Raw genomic sequence first — 24,712 nt, 5'->3', positions numbered from 1 at the left:
TTTATTAGCGTAAGCAAAGGAAACGCAAAAAGAAAAAGAATTATGGGACAAAAAGTAGCAGACCAAATTGTAGACATGTTGGTTAACAACAATGTAAAAAGAATTTATGCTGTAACAGGTGATAGTCTAAATGAATTGAATGATGCCGTAAGACGAAACGGGAAAATTAAATGGATTCACGTACGCCATGAAGAAGTTGGCGCCTATGCTGCAGCTGCCGAAGCGGAATTAGACGGTTTAGCATGTTGCGCAGGAAGTAGCGGGCCTGGTCATGTGCATTTAATAAATGGATTATACGATGCCAACCGTTCTGGAGTTCCAATGATAGCGATTGCTTCTACCATTAATACTCCCGAATTTGGTGTAGATTACTTTCAAGCTACTAACACCTATAAACTATTCGACGACTGCAGTGTATATAATGAGCTAGCCAGCACACCTAAACAAGTTCCACGTATGTTGCAAGCAGCTATTCAAAATGCTGTTCATAAAAAAGGAGTTGCCGTATTTGGCTTACCAGGAGATGTATCAGCCTTACCTGCCGAAGAGAGCTCAACCGCTATGTATAATTACCAAAGCGAAACCATTTTACGTCCATCAAATAATGAAATGCAAAAATTTGCAGATCTCGTGAATAAACACCCAAAAGTATCTATTTACTGTGGTATTGGTGCTCGAGAAGCACATGACGATATTGTAAAATTAGCAGGGTTATTAAAGGCACCCATAGGGTATTCTTTCCGAGGAAAAATGGGAATGCAACACAACAACCCTTACGAAGTTGGAATGACTGGCCTTTTAGGTGTTCCTTCAGCATTCCATGCCATGCACGAATCTGATGTTGTTATACTTTTAGGAACCGATTTTCCTTACGAACATTTTATGCCCGTGAAAAATAAAATTATTCAGGTAGATATAAAACCTGAACGCCTAGGAAGACGTGCTAAATTAGAAATGGGATTAACGGGTAAAATAACAGATACCATTGCAGCATTATTACCCTTAATTAAAGAAAAAGAAGATGATAGTTTCTTAAAAGCACAATTACATTTTTACGATAAGGTAAAAGAAAACTTGAATATTTATGTAAATGAAACTGGCTCTCAAGACCATATCAGCCCTGAATTTGTAGCATCTACCATTAATGAAATGGCAAATAATGATACGGTTTTTACCGTAGATACAGGAATGTGCTGTGTTTGGGGCGCAAGATATATTGAGGGTACTGGAAAACGAATAATGCTAGGATCTTTTAATCACGGTTCTATGGCTAACGCGATGCCAATGGCTATTGGTGCACAGTTAGCTTATCCTGACCGACAAGTTATTGCCTTTTGTGGCGACGGCGGACTCTCTATGCTATTAGGAGATTTAGCAACCATTAAACAATATAATCTTCCTATAAAACTTATTGTTTTCAATAACCGTTCTTTAGGTATGGTGCAATTAGAAATGCAAGTAGAAGGTTTACCTAATCACGAAACCGAAATGCTGAATCCTGATTTTAAAATGATTGCAGAAGCTATGGGTTTCAAGGGTATTTCGGTTACAAAACCAGAAGATGTAAAACAATCATTAACAGAAGCATTTATACATGATGGCCCTGTTTTGGTAAATATTTTCACCAATCCACAAGCCTTAGCAATGCCTCCAAAAATGGAATTCGACCAAATGAAAGGTTATGCACTATCTATAAGTAAAATGATATTAGGCGGACGTATGGATGAAGTGTTAGAAATGGTTAAAACAAATTATAAACATATGAAAGAAGTGTTGTAAACATTCCGTTTTGTTATTAAAAATCTAATTTTATTAAACACAAAATATCTATAAAAAAGGCATGGTTCATGATAAAAATCATGCCTTTTACAAGGTATAATAGCGACCTTTATTCCTTTTTAAAATTTATAGAATTATATTATGAAAACACCTGCATCAGCATGTTTGTATTGTCAAAACAATGAAACATTACATCAACTAATGATAAAAATTTGTGATTTAAAAGTATCTCAATTATTTTTATTTAAAGAACAATCGTATTTGGGGCGCTGTAATGTGGTTTACAACGATCACGCTGTAGACTTTCACGAATTAACAGATACACAACGTAATGCTTATATGGAAGACGTAGCAAAAGTTGGAAAAGCACTTACAAAAGCATTTAATCCAGAAAAAATTAATTACGGGGCTTATGCAGATACAATATCTCACTTACACTTTCATGTGGTTCCAAAATATAAAGAAGGTTATGGTTTTGGAGGCACTTTTGAAATGAATCCAGAAAAAGTTACGCTATCTGATGCAGAATACGCTGAGATTATAGACAAAATAAAAAGTAACTTATAAAGAAATCACATGCTACTATTAAACGTTAAATTATTTAAAAGCAACTGATAGTAGCATATTTTATGCTTTTATATAACATATTATTAAACTAACATTTTTCAATTATTCTTTTTCTAAAAAAGTATAATCCAACATAATTAAATCCAACAACAGCAAGACCTAAACAAACAATAATTCCCGAATGCATTGCATTCAGTATAATAAAATCTTTACTCGCTCCAGATAATATGGCAAACCAAAGAAAGGGGCAAAATATACCTACTAACGCAATATTACGTCCTGTTTTAATACCCGATTTAAAGAATTGGACTTTATTATTAGAATGTGTTCTAACCTTTGATTTCCTATTAACAACACTTACACATTTCTTTCCAAGCAAAGTATAAGGACAAGCTTGAACAACGGTTTTAATAAAACGACTTAGATTACGCATATTATTTAATTTAAAAAATCAGACACAACTGTAGGAAGTAAAAACATTGAAAAAAAAGTTCTTTACACCTCTTATTCCTAATTTTAGCAATTCAACATATGCTAAAAAACACATATGACTTAACAAAAAAATACTATTTTACAACTTTCAGATTTAAACATATGCAATATAGCACATATGATTAATTTAAACAAATTTCTATTCTGTTTTGAAAATATAAAAATTAGTAAAATCTAATTAAATTATCAATTGGTTTTTTCTGTACTATTTTACTAGCTTTCCCCCTCTTAATAACAAATTTAGAAAGCTCAACCTTTAATAAAATTAAATAGTATATCCATTAGAATTTCTAATAATGAAAAACAAAATTTTAGTCATAATATCCATCTTAATCTTATTCACTGTAGGATTTATCTGCATTGCGAATTATACCATTAAAAAAAATGCAAAAAGCAAAACATTTTCAAAAATTAATCAAATAGAAAAACACAAGGTTGGGCTGGTACTCGGAACTTCTAAATATTTAAAAAATGGTGAAGTCAATTTATATTTTGAATATAGAATAAATGCAACTGTAAAATTATTTAAAAATGGAAAAATAGACTTTATACTTATAAGTGGAGACAACGGAAATAAAAATTACAATGAGCCTACAGATTTTAAAGACACACTTATTGAACGTGGTATTCCAGAAAATAAAATTGTCTTAGATTATGCTGGTTTTAGAACATTAGATTCTGTTGTGAGAGCAAAAGAGATTTTTGGTCAAACAGAAATCATTATAATATCTCAAAAATTTCACAATGAAAGAGCCATTTATTTGGCAGAAAAAAAGGGTATCAAAGCCATTGGTTATAATGCAAAAGATGTTTCTGCCCGATATGGAATTAAAGTACAACTGAGAGAATATTTAGCACGAACTAAAGTGTTTTTAGATATTTTACTTGGCGTAGAACCTAAATTTCTCGGAGATAAGATTACAATTAAATAATACCTCTTATTTTTACATAAAATTCATAGCAAAACAAACTTATTCTTACAGGAGACACCTTATGCAATTAAGGTTATTAAAATTTAGAAAAAAAATAATGATATGTATTTGTTTTTGTTTTTTTACTGATAAAATAATAAAAAACACTGTATACACATACAGTTTAAACATGTTAAATACTTAATAATGAACAAATTAACACTATTTTTTCTTTTCATTACATATCTATCTCACAGCCAAGACATTGATTACAACAATACATATTCAGATTTTGAAAAAGGAAAAGATTATTATCTATTCGGAAACGATGTAGCATTTAGAACTCAACCTGACACAAAATCTAAAGCTATAGATTTATTGAAAATTGGGTCTGAAATTCAAATTATTGAAAAATCTGAAAAGACAGTGGTTTATAACGGACTGCCATCTAATTACTACAAAGTAAAATATAAAGGGCAATTGGGTTATGTTTTAGGAGCGTTAATTTCTCTTGGAAAAAAGGAAATGGGAAAATCGAAATACTTTTATACTTATGGTAAAAAAGACGATTCTTACTACATTATAATTAGACACTTAAACGAGCAATTACAAATAGAGGAAGTTGTTACAGACCTGAGATCAAATGATTTTTCTTTAGAAGTGTATGGCAATAAAGGGATTGAAGGCATTGACAATATTATTTTTGTAAATTATTTAGCAGAAGCTTGCGGTGTTGAAGGAGGAGGCGTTTACTTTTTTGAAGTAAACGGTACAATGAAAAAAGTGTTTACAATTTCTCAAATTTCTGACGCTGGTGTATATTGGTTTTTTGAAGAATTAATTTTTCCAAATGACGAAAATGGAGTTAAAGGAAAAATAGTTTACAAAAAAGAAAGTGGAACCTATCAAGATGAAGAAACAAATTGGGTAGAAATTAATAAAGTTAGTAGAGAATTAGAATGGAAAGACGGACAAATATTGCCAAAATTTGATACTGAATTTTAAAACATTCTAGAATAAAACACCTAATTTAATATTCTGTAATATTTACACAGTTTTCAACGCAATAATCGAGATTTAAAATAAAAGCTAACACTTTGAAAAAGTATATAAAATATTTGTTTTCCATCCTTATGATTTTTGGTCTAACGGTTAGCGAATGTGCTTTATATTCTCAGACAAACACATCAGATTATTATCAGGTTTCATACGTTAATACACAACAAGAGTCATCCCATAACCATTCAAAATTATATGTTTATGGCAAAAACCTCTTATCTAAAAAAATAGTTATCACACTAATTACCTATCTCGATTTACAAGAGATTTATAGTGTAAAAAATACGGCTATTTTTAAATTACAAAACGAACAATATCAGAAAATAAGTTCAATACTAACACAATCTATTTTCCTGAATAAAAAATTCACATCTTGTAATCAATATACACGTTTATACATCGTATAGCGTTTATATAAACGCTATACATTTATGCAAAATCTGCATAAAAATGATAAAAAAAATATCTAACCATTTATCATTACTAAAATGTATAAACAACACAAAAACATCCGTTTGAAGCAATTCAAACAACTCGCCTATTGGATAAAAAGAAAACTTATTTTAATTATTACAGCAATTATGCTTGGCATGTCTAATGCTATATATGATGAAGATAAAATGATTAACGGAAATCAAATTCATACAGAACAAGAACATAAAAAAGATTAATTACAATAGACATTAAATTATAGATCAAGTAAAAAAGTAGAAAGCTGTTTAGTGTTATGAAACCGGTTATAGCAATTAATTACAATCGATTTTTGAAATTAATGCATAAATAAAACGACAGAATTAAATAAAGTGATTTGTAGCTTAATTTAGAACAATACAAACCCAATATTATAGGGCACAAAAAACGTGTATAATTAAAATAAAATCGAAAAACATGAACATAGGAATTTTAGGAATGGGTGGAATTGGTAGTTTCATTGGTGCTAAATTAACCAAGAATTATGAAAGCGATCCAGAAACCAAAATAATCTTTATTTGTCGTAATAAAACAAAAGAAAGTATTAACACGAATGGATTATCTTTAATTACAGAAGGAAAAACTATTACATCTAAACCTTATTTAGCATCTGATAATCCAAAAGACATCGGTTTATTAGATATATTAATCGTTGCTACAAAATCATATTCACTAGAGAGTGCAATGCGTTATTATCAGGATTGTATTAAAAAAGATACCGTAATCATTCCATTACAAAATGGAGTCAATGCAAAAAATGCAATTGAAAATACACTTTCTCACAATTATTCTAACATCCTTGAAGGTTGTATTTATGTGGCTTCAAACATAGAAAAACCAGGAATTGTAAAACACCTTGGAGGACCAGGAAAACTATTTTTTGGAAACAATAATAATTTAGATTTCAAATGGGTTGAAGACATATTAATTAAAGGCGGTTTAAGTGCCGTTTACACCAAAGATGTGAAAGATATATTATGGAAAAAATATCTTTTTGTCTCTCCTTTATCTGCAATGACGACGGCTCTAAATATTACATTTGGAGAATTAGCCGAATCGCCAAAGCATATGATTAAGCTTGAAGAAATGATGAAGGAAGTACAGGTATTAGCACATAAATACGACATTAATTTAACTAAAAAAGATATAAAAGATGCCTTAGGAATGGTTTCTAATTTTCCTTATAAATCCAAATCTTCTCTTCAGTTAGATTTTGAGAACCAAAATAAGTACACAGAAAAAGCAATACTAGTAGATTACGTGATACAAATGGGTGAAAAGTTCGGAATTAACACAACCAATTATAAAGAAATGAGCAATAAAATAAGGGAACGCTCTAATCTAAAATAAGATGTAATAAGTTTGCATAAAAAAAGCGAAAACATCTGTTTTCGCTTTTTTTATTGTTGTAAAGTATAACTACTTATTTTATAGTAATAGGAAACTCTGCAACGGTAGTATCCCAACCAATTTTTAGGTGTACAGTTTTAGGAGAAGCTTCATAAAGTGCAATAGATAAGTTTTCAATTTCTTTATTGCTTTTTGTTACAGGCACACTTAAACTAGCAATATCATGACTCGTATCGTAACTGTAATTTCCCCAACCATCTAATTCTGTATTCAGTTTTAAGGTCCACTCTGTTGCAGTAGGAATAATAATTATAGAATAACGGCCTGCTTTAATGTCTTTTCCAGCAAATTTAACATCATTCATAAATAATATTTCTGTAGACTCGTTAGCACCAACTCTCCAAGGTTGTCCAAATTTTAAAAGTTCACCAAAAACAACTCTCCCTTTTTTTGCCGGACGAGAATATGTTACTCTTATTTGTGGTGTTAATGCTTTTTGTTTAACGGCATCTTTTTCAAAAGTACGATCGTGTGCTGCTCCTGCGGGATAGTAAGCACGATCCATTGTACTTTTATCCATTTTATCAAATTCTTGTGCGTTTACTGTCGTTCCCGCTAATACAATTGCTGCAATAAGTAGTATTCTTTTCATTCTATTGTTTATTTAAATTAATTACGTTTTCAGTTTTTATTTTCGAAAGTTCTTTCAGTTTATTAGCTTCAAATAGTATTGGTAAATCTTTTAAAGGTGTACCAACCTCAGCTTCATAATTTGTATAATCCTGAAACGTAATTCCATCTACAACTCTTGTATTATAAGCAACTCTAAATCTTACTCCACCTTCATTTACGCTGTAGTTATAGGCTAAATAATCTATTTTTTTAGTGTCTTTATTTATCCAATAAAAGTATTGATCATCATGATCTTCCCCACCCCCTTCTTCATTAAAAGTAACTTGTATGGCATCATAATTCTTTCCTTTTACGTTAATACTTTCAATAAGTTTAGAGTTAACAGCTTTGTCGTTTAGTTTATAAGGAAGTGTTGCAAAATAGATAACAGAATTTATAGAACCTGTTCCGCTTGCAATAGCTTTATCAGATAACTCTACTATTTTATTGTTTACAGTTCGAGTAAAATGTCCATTTTTTAAAACATCTATTATTGCTGAATCTCCTTTTTTATACAATTTTGTGTATTCGTAATTAGATTTATCATTTTTAAATTGAAAAGTATTTTTTCTGAAAACAAATGAATAATTAGCAGAATCGTACAAATCGCCTCCATGTGCAGCAATCGCTTCTTTTATTATTTTTTGAGATTCAGATAATAAAACGGGTGCTTTTTCAGGCACAATTACTTCTTCTTTTATAACTTCTGGAACCTCCTTCTTTTCTTTATTATTACAAGATGTAAAGAATCCAACAGTAAATAGGATTAAAACTAATTTTAGTGAGTGCATCAATTTATTTTTAAATTAAACTTAAACTTTAGCCGAAAGTAATCGACATACCTTTCATGCATTTCATTAAAAATTGATAATTATTTATATAAACACATGTTATTATATATATTCTGACAATAAATTAACACTTAACAACAACTAGATTAAGCTATTATATTATAGTACTGGTTAAAATTTATAGCATTTAAAAATCAATATATTTTACAAAAAAACAATTACAAGACTGAAATTGTAATATTTAAGTATGCTTATACCTAATAAAAATGAGATTATAAACACATAATATTACTTTAAAAGACTTAAATCTCTTAAAATTATTCTTAATAAAAACACTATCTTTCCTCTGGTTTCCTTTGATGAAGAGTCTCTGAAATAATTGAAGCTTTTCTATTTTTAAGAAATTTTAAATAAACTAATATGCAAAAAAACCAATTTAAGATTCTAGTAATCGGTCTATTATTCATAGGCTTATACTCGTGTAAAAACAATAATTCTAACACAGCAACTATACCTCAAGATAAAGTAACCATTTCTGTAAAAAGCGATAATTTTTTAACTGCTGGATTAGTAGAACCAATTACTATTGTAAGCAGAACATTGTCTGATGGTACTACTGCCGATTGTTATAAAATAGTCTCTAAAGCAACACCTACAGACCATGAAATGGGACCTTGGTGTCCTAGCAATATTTCTGACAATGCCTCTGCTGGAGGAATTTGGTTAAATGATGGAAAAGTGTATGATGTAGATGGAACATTTGTAAAAAATTTAGCGACTTTTTATAAAGATGATACTTGGATGTTATACGATAAAGACACGGGAGAAATCACAAAAACACAAACAGAACAAGAATGCAGAGATGCTGCTAATCCAAATGTAGGAGAAGAATATCAAAACTATTGTGTAGAATGTTTACCGTCTTATATAAACGACATGCAACATACATATTATATTCCTGTAACACCTAAAAAAGCACCTACTGCTTATAGTTTTAACAAAGGACCTAGAGGAGGACAAAATGGACCTGAAGGCCACGAAAGACCTAAAAGACCAGAAGGAGAAGAAAGAGAAAGACCTGAAGGACATCCTGGCCCAGAAGGAAATTCTACAATGCCATCTAATAGAGGTTTAGCATTTAACGGAGTTGTGTTTAATGCACCTGCACCAGTAGATAATATTTTAAATGCCTACACCATTGCGCCTTTTGATGATGCTGGCGGACATATAAACTTAAACGAAGGCTATCACTACCATGCTGCGACAGGTGTCTCTAAAAAAATAGTACAAAAAGATGGTCATGCCGCAATGATTGGTTATGCTTTTGATGGTTACGGAATATACGAAAACACAGATGCTAACGGAAAAGAGTATACTGATTTAGATGAATCTAGAGGACATTATGACGATACAAGAGGATATCATTATCACGTAGATAATGCAGGAAACAATAATTTTATTGATGGCTTACGAGGGGAATATGCATTGTAAAAAAAATCTCATTAAATTATGCGTATTCGGTATATTGTTATTCAGTAATTTGGTATGTGCTCACAACCCAGATTTATCTAATATTATTATTTCTAAAACTGAAACTGGACAAATTGTTATACAAATTAATAGCTCATTAACAGCATTTCAGCAAGAGGTAAATTACATTAACGGCCAAGGTGCTTATAAATCTCCAGAAGAATTTCAAGATTTAGTTCTTAACCATTTTAAGAATAGTTTTTCAATTATTATTAATAAAAAAGATACTTTACAGTTCAAGAATCCAAAAGTATTTTTAGGTCATGAAACTAAATTAGTTGCCGAAATTATTGGATTACCTGAAACCGTAAATGCGATTCATTTACAGAATAAATTATTTAAAGACATATATAATAATCAATCTGTGGCTATCTTTTTATTAGATGAATTTCCTAAAGATAAATACACTTTAGACAGAGATAATAACCAAGAAATAAACATAGAACTTGTAAATGGAAAGTGGCAAAAACGAATCGTTAAAGAAACCAATCCTAATTTAAAATACGGACTATACTTAACGAGTATATTACTTGCTGCTGTGTTATTATATTTCGTTAAAAAGAAAAGAAAATCTACCACATTATAAAATACTAAGAGCTAAGTTGATTCTTATATATTAAAGTACGACTACATGTTATTAGAGGGTTTAAAACTATAGAAATAAAAACAATATTTACTCGTGTGTTTAGCCCTGATTGAAACGGCATCCTTTTTTATTTTTCATAAAAAAGATATAGTAAAAAGCAGGATATAGCTTCTAAAAAACTAAGCAAATGAACTTATACTAATTTTAAAATTTTATCGATGTTTTCTGGATGAGCCAAATCAGATCCTTCGCTTAAAGTTGCAGCAACACCGCAGGCAACTCCCCAACGCAACATATTTTTAGGCGTTTCGTTTTGGGTAATGGCATAAATTAAACCTGCAACCATACTGTCTCCTGCTCCAATGGTACTATTTACAGAAATCACAGGAGCTGAAACGTATTCAATACCATTTTTGTGAGCCATAAAAGCACCATCTTTTCCTAAAGATACCACTACGTATTTCGCAATATTATCTGTAACCATTTTTAAAGCAAAAGCTTCCTGCTCGGCAGAAGTCATTCTGTCTTTCCCTGCCAAACGTGCTAGTTCTTTTTTATTGGGTTTTATTAAAAATAACTCGTTTTTTAAAACTTCATTAAATACAGGTCCAGAAGTATCTACAATAACTTTTACGCCTTTTGCCGTTAAGTTTGCTATAACTTTAGAGTAATAATTTGTTGGTAATCCTTTTGGTAGACTACCGCTTATTACAAAAATATCTCCATCAGACACTTGTTTGTTAATAAGGATTTCTAAAGGAGCTAATTCTTGTTCTGAAAACGGACTTGTTGGCATCCCGAAACGGTATTGTAATTTAGTATCGGTATTAAAAACCGCAAAATTCTCTCTAGTTAAATTAGAAATTGTTGTACTAACAACATGTACGCGTTGCTCTTGCAGCAACTCGACCAAATGCTCACCTGTTTTACCACCATAAGGAAACATACAATAACTTTCTATAGCGAGTCTGTGTAGCACTCTAGATATATTTACACCGCCACCTCCTGGATGATATGTTATGTTGTAACACTCTAATTTATCAAAAGGAGTCATTTCATCTACTTTAGCACTTTTATCTAAAGCCGGGTTTATGGTAAGTGTAATAACTTTCATGAGTCTGCGATTATGGTTAATGTAAAGATAGTTTTTAAAAATAATGTTATTGATTTTTTGAAGCTGATTTCTATTAAAAAAAGAAAAACAGACAACTTTACAATAAATAAAAAAGTATTTAAACCTAGCTACTAAAAATTAAAAACTTGAGGTTATTCAGGTTTTATAACGTCACACACTCCAACTCTAGAAGCTCAAGAAATAAGAGATTTCTGATATATTTTTACGTAAAAAACATTAATTTTATACTTCTGAAAAATCGAGTTAAACCTCGAAATTTTTCAAAACACACATTATTATTAGGAACCCTTTAAGTATTACAGACTTAAGCATTAATAAAATATATGAAAATCAATAACATTTTAGAAGGTATTGGTAACACTCCCGTAGTAAAATTGAATAAATTATTTCCAAATGCAAACGTTTGGATGAAACTTGAAAAATACAATCCAGGAGGAAGCATAAAAGATAGAATTGCATTGGCAATGATTGAAGATGCAGAAAAAAAGAATATTTTAACTAAGGATACGGAAATTATTGAACCTACATCAGGAAACACAGGTATAGGTTTAGCTATGGTAGCCGCTGTAAAAAATTACAAACTTACTTTAGTTATGCCCGAATCGATGTCTGTAGAGCGTAGAGCATTAATGGCTGCATACGGAGCTAATCTTGTATTAACACCTAAAGAATTAGGTTTAGGAGGTACTATTGCAAAAGCTAAAGAATTAGTTGAAAGCAATAAAAATGCCTGGATGCCTTCTCAATTTACAAATCCAGCAAATCCAAAAATCCACGAAACCACAACCGCTTTAGAACTTGTTGCAGATTTCCCTGAAGGTATAGATTATTTAATTACTGGTGTTGGTACAGGTGGACATATTAGTGGTATGTCTAAAGTATTGAAAGAAAAATTTTCAGACTTAAAAGTATTTGCAGTAGAACCTGACGCCTCTCCAGTAATCTCAGGAGGAGCACCTGGCCCGCATGCTTTACAAGGTATTGGTCCAGGGTTTATTCCAGAAACATTCAATACAGATTTAATAGATGGTGCTATTAGAATAACTAAAGAAGAAGCTTTTACTGAAGTTCAGAATATTGCAAAAACTGAAGGTATTTTGGTTGGTATTTCTACTGGAGCATCTTTAGCTGCCGTTAGAAAACAGTTAGAGACTACACCTAGTGAAAAAGTAATATTAACGATGAATTATGACACAGGAGAACGCTACCTTTCTATAGACGGACTTTTTACAGTCTAATTTTAGTGTAATACGCTAAACAGAAAACAATAAAATTCTATCTAGAATTAATTACAAAAAGAAAGGGCTACGTAACATGTTACATAGCCCTTTCTTTTTCTTTAAATCATATATATATTAACATCCAATTGTTGAATAACAGTAATTAAATCAAGTATAATAGACGTTTAAAAACAGGAGCTTTCCAAATAAAACTATTTAAGACATAGACACTATAAAGATTTCTTATTTAATAGGAGTTAATTTTTAGTATTGATTAGTAAAAGATTTTAATTGTATCTTTGTCCCCATATGCAGAAAAATAAACTTACAGATTGGTTACCAACGACTAACAAAGAAGTAAAACTTCGTGGTTGGGAAGAACTAGATGTTATTCTATTTAGTGGAGATGCTTACGTAGATCATCCATCTTTTGGACCAGCAGTTATTGGCCGTATTTTAGAAAGTTACGGACTAAAAGTGGCTATTGTTCCGCAACCAAGTGTGAACGATAATTTACAAGATTTTACAAAACTAGGAACTCCAAAATTATTTTTTGGTGTAACAGGAGGTTGTATGGATCCAATGGTAAGTAATTATACAGCAAGTAAAAAACGTCGTGATAATGATGCCTATACACCAAATGGTGATAAAGGGTTTAGACCCGATTACGCAACTTCTGTATATTCTAGTATTTTAAAAGATAAATTTCCTAATGTCCCTGTCTTAATTGGTGGTATTGAAGCGTCTTTACGTCGTGTAACACATTACGATTATTGGAGCGATAAACTAATGCCAACTATTTTAGAAACGTCTAAAGCAGATATGTTAGTTTACGGAATGGGAGAACAACCCTTACGTGAAGTTGTAGAGTTGTTACAAAAAGGGGTGCCTTTTTCAAGTTTAAGAACAATAAAACAAACCGCATTTTTACTAGATAAAGATGAAGCGCTTCCAAAGAATAAAAATTGGGAAGATGTTCAAATTCAATCGCATGAGGTGTGTTTAAGTGATAAGAAAAAATTTGCTTCTAACTTTAAAATCATCGAGCAAGAATCTAATAAGCTACATGCTAATAGAATTCTACAAGATGTAAATAATAAGAAATTGGTAATCAACCCACCATTTCCAACGATGTTAGAAGAAGAGATTGATGCGTCTTTCGATTTGCCTTACACACGATTACCACATCCAAAATACAATAAGCGTGGCCCGATCCCTGCGTTCGAAATGATTAAGTTTTCGATTAACATACATCGTGGATGTTTTGGAGGGTGTAGTTTCTGTACCATTTCGGCACATCAAGGAAAATTTATAGCAAGTCGTAGTCAAGAGTCTGTATTAAGAGAAGTAGACAAAGTGGCTAATATGCCTGATTTTAAAGGCTATTTATCTGATATTGGCGGACCTTCTGCAAATATGTACAAGATGAAAGGTAAAGTACAATCCATTTGCGATAAATGTGTTGCACCGTCATGTATTTCTCCAGTAATTTGTAGTAATCTAGACACGTCTCATAAACCATTAACAGAATTATATCAAGCTGTAGATAAGCATCCTAAAATAAAAAAATCGTTTATAGGTAGTGGTATTCGTCATGATATGTTAGTCCCTGAGTTTAATAAAAACGCAGATCCAAAAGAATTAGACGATTATACTGAAGAAGTGATGACTAAGCATATTTCTGGACGTTTAAAAGTGGCTCCAGAACATACGTCTGATCCCGTTTTAAAATTGATGCGTAAACCGTCTTTTAAATATTTTCATAAGTTTAAAGAACGTTTTGATAAAATTAATATAAAAAAGGATTTAAAACTTCAATTGATTCCATATTTCATTTCAAATCATCCAGCTTGTGAGGTTGAAGATATGGCAAATCTAGCTGCAGAAACCAAAGATATGGGATTTCAGTTAGAACAAGTTCAAGGTTTTACACCAACACCAATGACGGTTGCTACAGTTATTTATTATAGTGGTTACCATCCGTACACTTTAAAACCAACTAAAACACCTAAGTCTAAAAAAGAAAAAGACGACCAACACCGTTTCTTTTTTTGGTATAAACAAGAAAACAAAGATTGGATTAAAAAAACCTTAAACAAGGTTGGAAGGTCCGATTTATTAGATGTATTAATACCTGAAAAAAAAGAAAATAAACCAGCTTGGAAAAAAGTTAATCTTAAACCTGTAAAAAACACGTTCGATGATGCTATCCCTGCAAGTAGTGAAAAACCATCTTATGGTTCGCGCAAGAAAAAAAAGTATACATCTAAAAAGAAAAGACGCTAAAAAGCATACTATTATTAATGGCAAATCTTGAACTTGTAGAAGAAAACAACGATTTTATTGTTGTTAACAAAACATCTGGACGTATCACCGAAAAAAGTCCTTTCGAGAATAATACAGTTGAAAATCAGGTATTCAATCATATATTAAAAACCAAGAAAAAACCCTATGTTGGGGTTATACATAGATTAGATCGCGTAACAAGTGGTGTATTAATTTTTGCCAAGAAAAAAAGTATTCTTGTCGAATTTAATTCACTCTTTAGTACTCGTAAAGTTCAAAAAACATACTTGGCAATTGTAAAAAACAAGCCAGAAAAAACAAAAGGACATTTAGTTAACTTTCTTGTAAAAAATAATCTAGAGAAAAGAGCAGATATTGTACAATCTAAATCTAAAGACTCACTAGACTGTAGGCTTACTTATAACGTTATTGCCCAAAATGATTTTGGTTATCTTTTAGAGGTTAAGCCAAAAACGGGGCGATTTCATCAAATTAGAGCGCAATTATCTAACATAGGACTTCCTATTATTGGTGATGAAAAATATGGTTCAGATATAAAATATTTACCCCTATCGGTTTGCCTTCATGCTTGGAAATTAACCTATGAAGATTCTAGCACTAAAGAATCAAAAACCTTTGTGGCTCCTTTGCCTAAAAACAAATTTTGGAATTTTAAATCTATTTAGACCATAAAAAACGATCAGATTTCCACACCAAAAGAAAGTTTTTTTTTTAAAATGCCTTCTATAATTTATTCCTGAATTATAGAAGGCATTCTAATCTTCAGTTTATATAATAACTACTTATATTTCAACTAAAAGATATGGCTTTTAAGTTAGTGAACTATCTCCATTCCTAAATTTCCTCTTCATAATCATGCCTTAATTCTATTGTTTTCATTTTATTTTTATTAAAATGATTGAAATAATCAAAAATAAATTAGATTGCAAAAAGTATAATAACAGTCATATTTAGAAAATGTTAGTTTTACTTTAATCTCAACTAGAGCTTACTATTTTCACTTTGTCCTTTTTCGGAAAAACGCTGTTATATTTATAATTCAATCTGCATTGATTTCACCTATAAACCATATAAAAAGCAATTATGAATCGTTTATTAATATTATTCTTTATAATCTCTTTTACTAGTTGTAAAAAAGAAAAAACACTTACAACTGAAGCACAACGTTGGCAACAACATGCCAATAATACCGAAATTATTAGAGACGATTATGGTGTTCCGCATATTTATGGCAAAACAGATGCCGATGCGGTTTTTGGATTATTATATGCACAATGCGAAGACGACTTTAATCGTGTAGAACGTAATTATATTTGGGCTACTGGAAGACTTGCCGAAGTAGAAGGCCAAGCATTTCTTTATAGCGATTTACGTGCTAATTTATACATGACTGAAGATGAAGCAATCGAAAACTATAATAATAGTCCGAAATGGCTTCAGGAATTATGTGTTGCTTTTGCCGATGGTGTAAATTACTATCTAAATACACACCCAGAAGTACAACCAAAATTAATAACACGTTTTGAGCCTTGGATGCCAATGTATTTTAGTGAAGGTTCTATTGGAGGAGATATAGAGCGTGTTTCTACAAAAAAGATAAAAGCTTTTTATGAAGAGGCTGGTGAGAATCTAGTAGCTGCAAACGATGGTTTAATTAGACTTAAAGATAACGAACCTAGAGGATCTAATGGTTTTGCTATTGCTGGAAGTAAAACAAAATCAGGACACGCCATGTTACTTATTAATCCACATACGTCTTTCTTTTTTCGAGGTGAAGTACATGTGGTAAGTGAAGAAGGATTAAATGCATACGGAGCTGTAACTTGGGGACAGTTTTTTGTTTACCAAGGTTTTAATGAAAAAACAGGTTGGATGCATACCTCTACAGGAACTGATATTATTGATGAATTTGAAGAAACAATAGTAAAAAACGGATCTAAATCATCTTATAAATATGGAGAAGCGTTGCGCCCTATAGACTCTATACCTGTAACATTAAGCTACAAAACTACTGACGGAGAATTAAACGACAAAACGTTTATGACGTACAGAACACATCATGGACCAATTACGCATGCAAATGGAAATAAATGGGTTTCAACAGCCTTAATGTGGAGTCCTATAAAAGCTTTAGAGCAATCTTTTACACGAACCAAAAAATCTAATCATGCAGAATTTTATGATATGATGAATATTCGTACAAACTCTTCGAATAACACAGTATATGCAGATGCAGATGGGACAATTGCATATTATCATGGAAATTTTATTCCAAAAAGAAATGAAAAATTAGACTATACAAAACCTGTTGATGGTAGTAACCCTGAAGCAGATTGGAATGGAATACACGATTTAAAAGATAATATTTTGGTATTAAATCCTCCAAATGGATGGATCCAAAATTGCAATTCTACTCCATTTACAAGTGCTTCAGAATACAGTCCAAAACGTGAAGATTATCCGAATTACATGAGTTCCTTTCCTGAAAATTTCAGAGGTATACATGCAATTCCACTACTTACAAAAGCGCAAGATTTAACGTTAGATTCTTTAATTGATTTGGCTTACGACACCTATTTACCTGGAGCCGATTTGTTAATTACAGGTTTATTAGATGCTGCAAAAAAAACACCTATAAAAACACAAGAAGCAAAAGATGCACTAGCGCTATTGAAAAAATGGGATTTTAGGGTTTCTATAAATGCTGTTGAAATGACTTTGGCTCAGTTTTATTTAAATGCTTATTATAAATCGGGGTACGTTCCAAAAAAGACAGGAAATAAAAGAATTAACAGATTAGAGCAATTTGATTATATGAGTAAAACAGCGACTGCAGAGGAGCGATTAGAAGTCTTTCAAACCGCTTTAAATAATTTAAAAACAGATTTTGGGTCTTGGCAAACACCTTGGGGCGAATTTAATAGATACCAAAGAAACAATGGGGATATTTTTCAAGAGTTTGACGATAAGAAACCTAGTATTCCTGTTGGAATGGCTTCTGGAGCTTGGGGAGCTTTAGCATCATTCGGAACCCAGTTTGGTACACACACAAAACGACAATACGGAACCTCGGGAAATAGTTTTGTAGCAGTTGTAGAATTTGGTGATAAAGTAAAAGCAAAAACAATGTTAGCTGGAGGAGAAAGTAGTGATCCAAATTCCCCTCACTTTAACGACCAATCGCAACGCTATGCAGATGGTTTATTTAAAGATGTCGCATTTTATAAAGAAGATGTTGAAAAACGAGCTGAAGCGACTTACCATCCAGGAGACAAGCAATAAAAATTGCTAAAAAAAACCGTTTTAAACGTAAATAAATTCATCTAAAAAAATATTAAGAGAAAGAAAGATTCAATGCTAATACCTATTTGTTGTGCTGTAACTCTTATTTCATTTTTATAGTATAATGAGTATTTCATTCCTATTTCATATACATATTTAATGTTAAACCTATATTAATTTACAGACTTTTAGCCCATATCCTGTGTCTTCCAATATATAAATCATAGCTTTGTATTTTATTAAACATTAAAAACATAGTATGAGTCAAGTAAAAGAGAACGATACAGTGAAAGTGCATTACACAGGAAAATTAAACGACGGTCGTATATTCGATAGTTCGTTAGAGCGCGAACCTTTAGAAATTACGATTGGTAAAGGTATGTTAATTCCTGGTTTTGAAAACGCTATCATTGATATGAAAGTGAATGAGAAAAAAACAGTTGAAATATCTAAAGAAGACGCATACGGCGACATAAATGAAGAATTATTTCATGAAGTAGCTAAGGAGCAATTACCTCCAGATGTTAAACCTGAAGTAGGTATGGGATTAACTTCTAAAAGTGAAGATGGAAGAGAACATCAATTTAGAGTGGTAGATATTAAAGAAAACCATATTGTTGTTGATGGGAACCACCCACTTGCAGGTCAGGATTTAATATTTGATTTAGAACTTGTTGAAATTAAATAACAATTTCAAATTGCATAAAAAGTAAAAATCCGAACAGATGTTCGGATTTTTTTTATGATCTAAAATTAAATAACCTACTTATTTCTTCTTCATCTTATTAATCCAAATTAATGTTCCTGTTATAGGTAAAGATGTTGCTATTAAACAACATATAAAATAGATAAACTTGGTTATAAAACCTGCAAAATTCCCCACATGAATACCACGTATTAATCCTGCTATTTTAGAACCAAAAGATTCATCTTTAAAGAATGTTGCCGAAATTAATTCGTTTGAATACGGGTTAAACTGAAGTTTATCTGATGCATTATACGCTAAAAAATCACCACTAATTTTTCTTATCATGACACTTTCATTTGCAGACAAAGGCAAGGTTACTCGAGTTGCAAAATTAGAATAGGATAAAATACTATCTGTTTTTGCTAGCAACGTAGTAAAGTCTATAGTTGCTGGATCCTGATTTGTATAGTCACGACCTAATGGTATTGTTTTCTCAAATCTAGACTTTCCTAGCTTATCCCCTAAAACCATTTCCAAACCGTTATAATACCATGTAAAAGACCACAACACCCCACTTAACCCCATAAGTAATAAGGGAAGTAATGCATAAAACCCAAACGTATTATGAATATCATAATTTAAACGTTTCCAGTTGGCTTTTGTTTTAATAGTAAACCCTTGTTTCCAAGCCTTCTTTTTTCTAAAATTTTTAAGCTTTTTAGGAAACCATAATAATAACCCAGACAGGCATAAAAACACAAATATAATAGTACTCACTCCTACTATTGGTCTCCCCCATTTTTTATCTAAAAGTAAATATCTGTGTAATTGTTCTACAGTGTGCAATACCTCTTTCGTTTTACCAATAGCATGTACTTCTTTTCCTGTATATGGATTTATAACAACAGATTTACCTCTTACTGGTTTTCCGTTACTTGCTTCAAACTGTTGTTTTGTGAGTAATGTAAATTGATAATTCCTATTTGCTTCACCATAAAAAATAAATTCTTTTACAATGGTATCATTTTGTTCAAAAGCCGTTACAATGTCTTTTAAAGGAAGCTTTTCATTTGTTTGTTCTGAATAATTATCATTGCTATCAAATAGCAATATAAGTTCAGTTTCAAAAGCAAGAATACTGCCAGTAAAACATACAATAAACAACACGATACCACTAGCAATACCCAGCCAAAGATGAAGATTGTTAATTAATGTTCTGAAGGTGTAATGTTTCATAATATTTTGGAAACTTATTTAAATTTAGTTTTTAAATAGTCGTTTTTTGGATACAATTCCATATTCAATTCATTTAAAATTTTAGCATGGTCTAGTAAATCTCTTTCAATCATTAAATCTACAACACGATCTATATAAGCACATTGTGATTTGAAATTAATTCCTAAATTTTCAGATACCATTTGAAAATGTGTTTTCAATACAGCCGGATTATTCATAACCTCTTTTACATTTACGCGATAGCCTTTAAACACAGTACGAAATCCATCAATAAAAGCAGGTAAAACAACACTTCCATGATCTTCTTCAGGATAATATTTTATATTAAAATTTAAGTGTTTAGGCGCAGTAATATTCATCTTTTCTATTGCTAATTCTTTAGCATTAGAATGAGCATCATCTTGTTTAGCTGTTTTATTTTTATATAACAACGCATTTGCATTTGCTAAAAACAATGCTTTTTTATTAAAATCTGTGGTTTGCAAATAATCATCCAATTGATTCACAAATAAGGCATTGTCCCACCATAAACTAGGATCTATGGCAATATAAGCATTAAAGGTATTTGTGTTTTTAAAGAGTGTATTTATAACAAAAAGCCCCCCAAAGGAATGCCCGACAAGCACATTGTAACCTAGAGTTCTATATGTTTTATTTATTTTAGGCATTAGCTCTGTTGTAATAAAAGAGCTAAACGTATCTGCTCCTCCACTATCATAGCCCACATCAGAGACCTGAGTTGGCGTTAAATCTCTAGACCGATTTGTATTTTTAATAGCTACAATTATACATTCTGGCATAACAGGATAATACCCTGTAGATAGATTTTTTACAATTCCAGACATTACATGAAAAAACTTTTCTCCGTCTAACAAGTATATGACTGGATACTGCTGACTTTTATATTTTTCATTTGAATACTGTTCTGGTAAATACACTAAGTATTCGCGTTTTTCTTGAAGCTGTTCTGATTGAATAGTCTCTGTGAATCCGATATTTATGTCTTGAGCATAAGTACATACAGACAGAAATAACAATATATAAACAATGGCAAATTTCATTTTTATTAAGGTTAAGTTATTAAACAGAAAAAGAGAGCATGTCTTGGTATGCCCTCTTATTTCTTTTCTAAAGTGTAAAATTAAAATACATTATACGTTAACCCCACACTAAAATTAAATGGTTTTTGGGGTATACCGTAACCGTTATAATACTCTTTATTGAACATATTATTGGCTTTTAAACTCACTCTGTAATTATCTTTTTGATAAAAGACTGTACTATCAAAAATGCTATAAGATTCTGAACCGAAATTATTAGCTGAACTGTTATAAATTTCACTCATATGATTGGCTCCAAACCCAAAACCTAATCCTTTTGTCTTGCCTTTAAGAATGTGGTAACTTAACCAAAAATTCCAAACCGTTTCTGGAGTATACGTTAAACTACTTCCAACAGTACTTTCACTACCAGCACTTACCTTTTCTAAGGTTGCGTTATTTTTGGTATACCCCGCAACAACATTAAATCCTGGAAACGGATTTGCTATGAAATCAATTTCAAAACCTTTACTTAATGTTTCTCCTTCTTGTACACTAATGCCATCTTCATTTGTAATAATATCATTATCTATATTAATGTTATAATAGCTAATTGTACTTTTTAATTTTCCATTAAAAAAGTTAAGTTTTGTACCAATTTCAAATTGTTTTGCACGTTCTGCATCCCAAGTAATAATTTCTCCTGTTCCATTATCTGATGGTGCATTATTACTTAATCCATCCATATAATTTACAAAAACAGAGGCTTGATCATTAAACGGATTATAAGCTATACCTAATTTTGTACTTAAAGCATTTTGATTGTACCCATTACTTAAATCGGCACCATTATATACTGTATTTTCTCCCATATAACGGTCAAAACGTAATCCTGCTGCTAGCGTAATTTTATCATTTAAGGTTAGCGCATCAAACGCATAGAATCCTAAAGTCTTAAATTTAGATATGGTTTTGTTTTTGGTTTGATCGGCAATATTAGCTTCAAACTCTTCATTAGTCATCCCTACAATTACAGGGTCATTAATATCTACAGCATCAACGGCATTCCAAACTCCTGTACGTTGCGTATCATCAAAATTATTCAAATAACTTACTCCTACAACCAGTTTATTATCTAATTTATCTCCCTCTAAAACATTTAAGAAATCTTGTTGTATATGTGTATTTCCTGACTCTCTAGGATCTAATTGTAAATAATATCTATCTACAGTATACTCATCAGACATAACCACACGAAGGTAATTAGCATCGGTAAATAAAGATGCATTGGTAAAGGTAGTTTTAGACGTCCAAGTATCTGATAGTTTATAATCTAACATTACTTGCATCACTGTTGAGGCAAAATAACCTGCCATTCCGTTTGAGCCATAACTTGTATCGTGATCCCAATTTAAATCGTCCCAACTATTTACTTCATCAGAAATAAGGGAAGAACTTAAGCCTCTAGCAAAAAATAAATTTCGTTCACTCTGGTTATATTCTAAATTAAATGTGGTGGTTAAGCGGTCTGATATATTTAATGTTAACGACGGCGCGATCATGAATTCTCTTTTAATACCCTGATCTTGAAAACTATTTTCAGAATTATAGGCGCCGTTTAATCTAAAAAACACCTTTTCATCCTTATCTACTACCGTATTATAGTCTAAAGTTACTCTGTTTTGCTCCCAACTTCCTGCAATATACCCCAACTCTAATTTTTCACCATTATAAGCTTGTTTGGTCACTTTATTTACAACACCTCCATAATTAGCAATATTATTTACATTGGCACCATAAAATAAAGATCCAGGGCCTTTAATAAGTTCTATACGTTCAATATTCTGAGGATCTATTGGACCTTTTACCCAAGCAATTCCGCCATTTCGCAAATGCACATCAGATCTAAATCCTCTTAAAAACACACTCACATTACCATCATTAGATTCTACATAACCACCTCCTGTAATACTTTTAAATGCCGATGGTAAATCTGTTGTGATTTGCTCTTTTAATAATGCACCTGTTACTATAGAATAGGATTGCGGATTATTAATATTTTTTAAAGGTACTTTGGCTACGTATTCAGACTCTTTTTGTGCGAACTGATTTAAACGTTCTGCAACAATAATAACTTCATCAAGCGCTTCTTCATTTTCATTAAGTACAACATTTGGAATAGTAGTTTCTAAGGCATTTACTTCAATATTTATAGTTTTAGTTTCCATTCCAATTAAAGAAAATGCTACAGTATAACTTCCATAAGGAAGCTTAGAAAATTTATAACTCCCTTTTTTATCTGTAGTTGTACCTATATTTAATGGTTTAATAATAACATTAATGGATTCTGCTAATTTACCGTCTGATGTTAATACGTAACCTTTAACCATGCCATTATTTTGTTGTGCATACCCTAGACCAGTTAGTGTTATAAAAAACAATCCTATAATTGCTCTTATAATTTTTGATAAGTTCATAATATTCTTCTATTTTTACTATTTAGATTAATTTTAAATAATGATTGCAAATGTATTTTAATACATCTCAATTTTTATAACGCAAAACGCATTAATAAAGCCGTAAAAAGTATTTTATGAAATCTGTATTAAAAAGTGATTCCTTTGCTCAAAAAACCATTACGAGAACGTTTCCTAAAGGCTTTAAAACATCTCAATTAAACGAAGAAACACTTATAAGTAGTAGTGCTTTAGTAATAGGTGAAACCAAAGAAATGGTTTTAGATGGTATAAAAATAAATGTAAGAAATGGCTTAATTACACCTCCTTTTATAGTAGATGTTGAACATGATTTTCCATTTTTAAAAATTCATTTTGAAATTGAAGGTAGTAGCAGATACACTCCTAGAAACGACAAAAGTGTTGCTGTGTACATTCCGCATGGACATTATAATTTCTTTTTCTTACCAGAAGTAAACGGACGATTAGAATATGATTGTACCAAAAGAAAAACATTAGAAATTTTATTTACAAAAGACTATTTAGAGCGTGTATTTGGACAGACTTTTAAGAATATTAATGCTGAATTTGGAGAAGCACTTGAGAAAGACATGCCCTTTTTAATGTGGAAACAGAGCAAACCAATAACCTCACAATTGCATCTTATTATTGAAGAGATTGTAAATTGTAAGTATAAAGAATGTATAAAAAAAGCATATTTAGAATCTAAAATCACTGAAATTTTATCTATATTTTTTGATTGTCTAACACACAAAAAGAAACATCAAGAACAACATGTAAATAAAGACGATTATTTAAAAATTATACACGCAGAGTCTATCATTCAGAAAAATATTAAAAACCCTCCGAGTATTTTAGAGTTGTCTCATATAACAGGAATCAATCAATTTAAGCTCAAGCAAAATTTTAAATTAATTTTTGGCAAGCCTATTTTTACCTATATAACTGAACTGCGCATGGAAAAAGCTAAAAAATTAATTACAGAAAAAGGATATAATATTACAGAAGCCTCTTATGCTATTGGTTATAAAAACCCACAACATTTTACAGCTGCATTTAAAAAAACCCACAACTACCTTCCTAGTAAATTAAAAAATGTAACTTAAAATACTCTGAATA

General features: G+C 31.0%; 22 protein-coding genes. 15 read left to right on the top strand and 7 right to left on the bottom strand.

What is annotated here, in order from left to right; translation table 11 throughout:
• The first annotated feature begins 42 nt into the window (after positions 1 to 42).
• Positions 43 to 1,779 (top strand): thiamine pyrophosphate-dependent enzyme, encoded by a 1,737-nt coding sequence (locus Q1B05_RS13780; protein WP_299781528.1) that lies wholly within the window; start codon positions 43 to 45, stop codon positions 1,777 to 1,779.
• A 141-nt stretch (positions 1,780 to 1,920) separates the two neighbouring features.
• Positions 1,921 to 2,346, top strand: a complete 426-nt coding sequence (locus tag Q1B05_RS13775) for an HIT family protein (RefSeq protein WP_299781527.1) — start codon at positions 1,921 to 1,923, stop codon at positions 2,344 to 2,346.
• Between the two features lie 88 nt (positions 2,347 to 2,434).
• Here the strand turns inward: Q1B05_RS13775 and Q1B05_RS13770 are convergent, their stop codons facing one another.
• Positions 2,435 to 2,779, bottom strand: coding sequence for a hypothetical protein (locus Q1B05_RS13770; RefSeq protein ID WP_299781526.1), 345 nt, complete (start codon positions 2,777 to 2,779; stop codon positions 2,435 to 2,437).
• Between the two features lie 355 nt (positions 2,780 to 3,134).
• On the opposite strand from Q1B05_RS13770, the gene Q1B05_RS13765 reads away from it, so the two are divergent.
• The 5 genes from Q1B05_RS13765 to Q1B05_RS13745 all read left to right on the top strand — a co-directional run bounded on the left by Q1B05_RS13765 (position 3,135) and on the right by Q1B05_RS13745 (position 6,629).
• Positions 3,135 to 3,770, top strand: coding sequence for an ElyC/SanA/YdcF family protein (locus Q1B05_RS13765; RefSeq protein ID WP_299781525.1), 636 nt, complete (start codon positions 3,135 to 3,137; stop codon positions 3,768 to 3,770).
• A 186-nt stretch (positions 3,771 to 3,956) separates the two neighbouring features.
• Positions 3,957 to 4,754: an SH3 domain-containing protein gene (locus tag Q1B05_RS13760; RefSeq protein WP_299781524.1), complete on the top strand. Its 798-nt coding sequence runs from the start codon at positions 3,957 to 3,959 to the stop codon at positions 4,752 to 4,754.
• Positions 4,755 to 4,846: 92 nt separating this feature from the next.
• Positions 4,847 to 5,215, top strand: a complete 369-nt coding sequence (locus Q1B05_RS13755) for a hypothetical protein (protein ID WP_299781523.1) — start codon at positions 4,847 to 4,849, stop codon at positions 5,213 to 5,215.
• A gap of 108 nt (positions 5,216 to 5,323) precedes the next feature.
• Positions 5,324 to 5,479 carry a hypothetical protein gene (locus Q1B05_RS13750; protein ID WP_366944385.1) on the top strand — a complete coding sequence of 52 codons (156 nt, stop codon included), beginning with the start codon at positions 5,324 to 5,326 and terminating at the stop codon, positions 5,477 to 5,479.
• A 217-nt stretch (positions 5,480 to 5,696) separates the two neighbouring features.
• Positions 5,697 to 6,629: a ketopantoate reductase family protein gene (locus Q1B05_RS13745; RefSeq protein WP_299781521.1), complete on the top strand. Its 933-nt coding sequence runs from the start codon at positions 5,697 to 5,699 to the stop codon at positions 6,627 to 6,629.
• A gap of 73 nt (positions 6,630 to 6,702) precedes the next feature.
• Here Q1B05_RS13745 and Q1B05_RS13740 read toward each other — a convergent pair whose 3' ends face one another.
• Both Q1B05_RS13740 and Q1B05_RS13735 read right to left on the bottom strand, forming a co-directional pair.
• On the bottom strand, positions 6,703 to 7,281 hold the full coding sequence (locus tag Q1B05_RS13740) for a DUF2911 domain-containing protein (protein ID WP_299781520.1): 579 nt from the start codon (positions 7,279 to 7,281) through the stop codon (positions 6,703 to 6,705).
• Between the two features lies 1 nt (position 7,282).
• Positions 7,283 to 8,092, bottom strand: coding sequence for a DUF6503 family protein (locus Q1B05_RS13735; RefSeq protein ID WP_299781519.1), 810 nt, complete (start codon positions 8,090 to 8,092; stop codon positions 7,283 to 7,285).
• A gap of 420 nt (positions 8,093 to 8,512) precedes the next feature.
• On the opposite strand from Q1B05_RS13735, the gene Q1B05_RS13730 reads away from it, so the two are divergent.
• Together Q1B05_RS13730 and Q1B05_RS13725 are read left to right on the top strand one after the other, a co-directional pair.
• On the top strand, positions 8,513 to 9,583 hold the full coding sequence (locus Q1B05_RS13730; protein ID WP_299781518.1) for a YHYH protein: 1,071 nt from the start codon (positions 8,513 to 8,515) through the stop codon (positions 9,581 to 9,583).
• Positions 9,573 to 10,208: a hypothetical protein gene (locus Q1B05_RS13725; RefSeq protein WP_299781517.1), complete on the top strand. Its 636-nt coding sequence runs from the start codon at positions 9,573 to 9,575 to the stop codon at positions 10,206 to 10,208. Before Q1B05_RS13730 ends, Q1B05_RS13725 begins: the two co-directional genes overlap by 11 nt.
• Before the next feature lie 193 nt (positions 10,209 to 10,401).
• Here Q1B05_RS13725 and Q1B05_RS13720 read toward each other — a convergent pair whose 3' ends face one another.
• A complete protein-coding gene (locus tag Q1B05_RS13720) occupies positions 10,402 to 11,322 on the bottom strand; it encodes a 1-phosphofructokinase family hexose kinase (RefSeq protein ID WP_299781516.1) in 921 nt (306 codons plus the stop codon).
• A gap of 344 nt (positions 11,323 to 11,666) precedes the next feature.
• Between Q1B05_RS13720 and cysK the strand changes: the two genes are divergently transcribed.
• From cysK to Q1B05_RS13695, 5 genes are all read left to right on the top strand, one after another.
• A complete protein-coding gene (gene cysK / locus Q1B05_RS13715) occupies positions 11,667 to 12,581 on the top strand; it encodes a cysteine synthase A (protein ID WP_299781515.1) in 915 nt (304 codons plus the stop codon).
• A gap of 291 nt (positions 12,582 to 12,872) precedes the next feature.
• Positions 12,873 to 14,849: a YgiQ family radical SAM protein gene (locus Q1B05_RS13710; protein ID WP_299781514.1), complete on the top strand. Its 1,977-nt coding sequence runs from the start codon at positions 12,873 to 12,875 to the stop codon at positions 14,847 to 14,849.
• Positions 14,850 to 14,866: 17 nt separating this feature from the next.
• Positions 14,867 to 15,535, top strand: a complete 669-nt coding sequence (locus Q1B05_RS13705) for an RluA family pseudouridine synthase (RefSeq protein WP_299781513.1) — start codon at positions 14,867 to 14,869, stop codon at positions 15,533 to 15,535.
• 418 nt (positions 15,536 to 15,953) lie between these two features.
• On the top strand, positions 15,954 to 18,152 hold the full coding sequence (locus tag Q1B05_RS13700; RefSeq protein ID WP_299781512.1) for an acylase: 2,199 nt from the start codon (positions 15,954 to 15,956) through the stop codon (positions 18,150 to 18,152).
• A gap of 259 nt (positions 18,153 to 18,411) precedes the next feature.
• Positions 18,412 to 18,840: a peptidylprolyl isomerase gene (locus tag Q1B05_RS13695; RefSeq protein WP_299781511.1), complete on the top strand. Its 429-nt coding sequence runs from the start codon at positions 18,412 to 18,414 to the stop codon at positions 18,838 to 18,840.
• 78 nt (positions 18,841 to 18,918) lie between these two features.
• Here the strand turns inward: Q1B05_RS13695 and Q1B05_RS13690 are convergent, their stop codons facing one another.
• From Q1B05_RS13690 to Q1B05_RS13680, 3 genes are all read right to left on the bottom strand, one after another.
• Positions 18,919 to 20,076 carry a PepSY domain-containing protein gene (locus tag Q1B05_RS13690; protein ID WP_299781510.1) on the bottom strand — a complete coding sequence of 386 codons (1,158 nt, stop codon included), beginning with the start codon at positions 20,074 to 20,076 and terminating at the stop codon, positions 18,919 to 18,921.
• Between the two features lie 14 nt (positions 20,077 to 20,090).
• On the bottom strand, positions 20,091 to 21,137 hold the full coding sequence (locus Q1B05_RS13685; protein ID WP_299781509.1) for an alpha/beta hydrolase-fold protein: 1,047 nt from the start codon (positions 21,135 to 21,137) through the stop codon (positions 20,091 to 20,093).
• Between the two features lie 80 nt (positions 21,138 to 21,217).
• The gene (locus Q1B05_RS13680) at positions 21,218 to 23,593 is read right to left on the bottom strand and encodes a TonB-dependent receptor (protein WP_299781508.1); all 2,376 of its coding nucleotides are present in this window, start codon (positions 23,591 to 23,593) and stop codon (positions 21,218 to 21,220) included.
• 116 nt (positions 23,594 to 23,709) lie between these two features.
• Between Q1B05_RS13680 and Q1B05_RS13675 the strand changes: the two genes are divergently transcribed.
• On the top strand, positions 23,710 to 24,699 hold the full coding sequence (locus tag Q1B05_RS13675; RefSeq protein ID WP_299781507.1) for an AraC family transcriptional regulator: 990 nt from the start codon (positions 23,710 to 23,712) through the stop codon (positions 24,697 to 24,699).
• Positions 24,700 to 24,712: the final 13 nt, after the last annotated feature.

It is taken from the genome of uncultured Formosa sp., from assembly GCF_947500765.1.
GTDB lineage: Bacteria > Bacteroidota > Bacteroidia > Flavobacteriales > Flavobacteriaceae > Formosa.
Note: the sequence above shows the minus strand (reverse complement) of the source record. Positions and strands in the feature narration are given on the sequence as shown.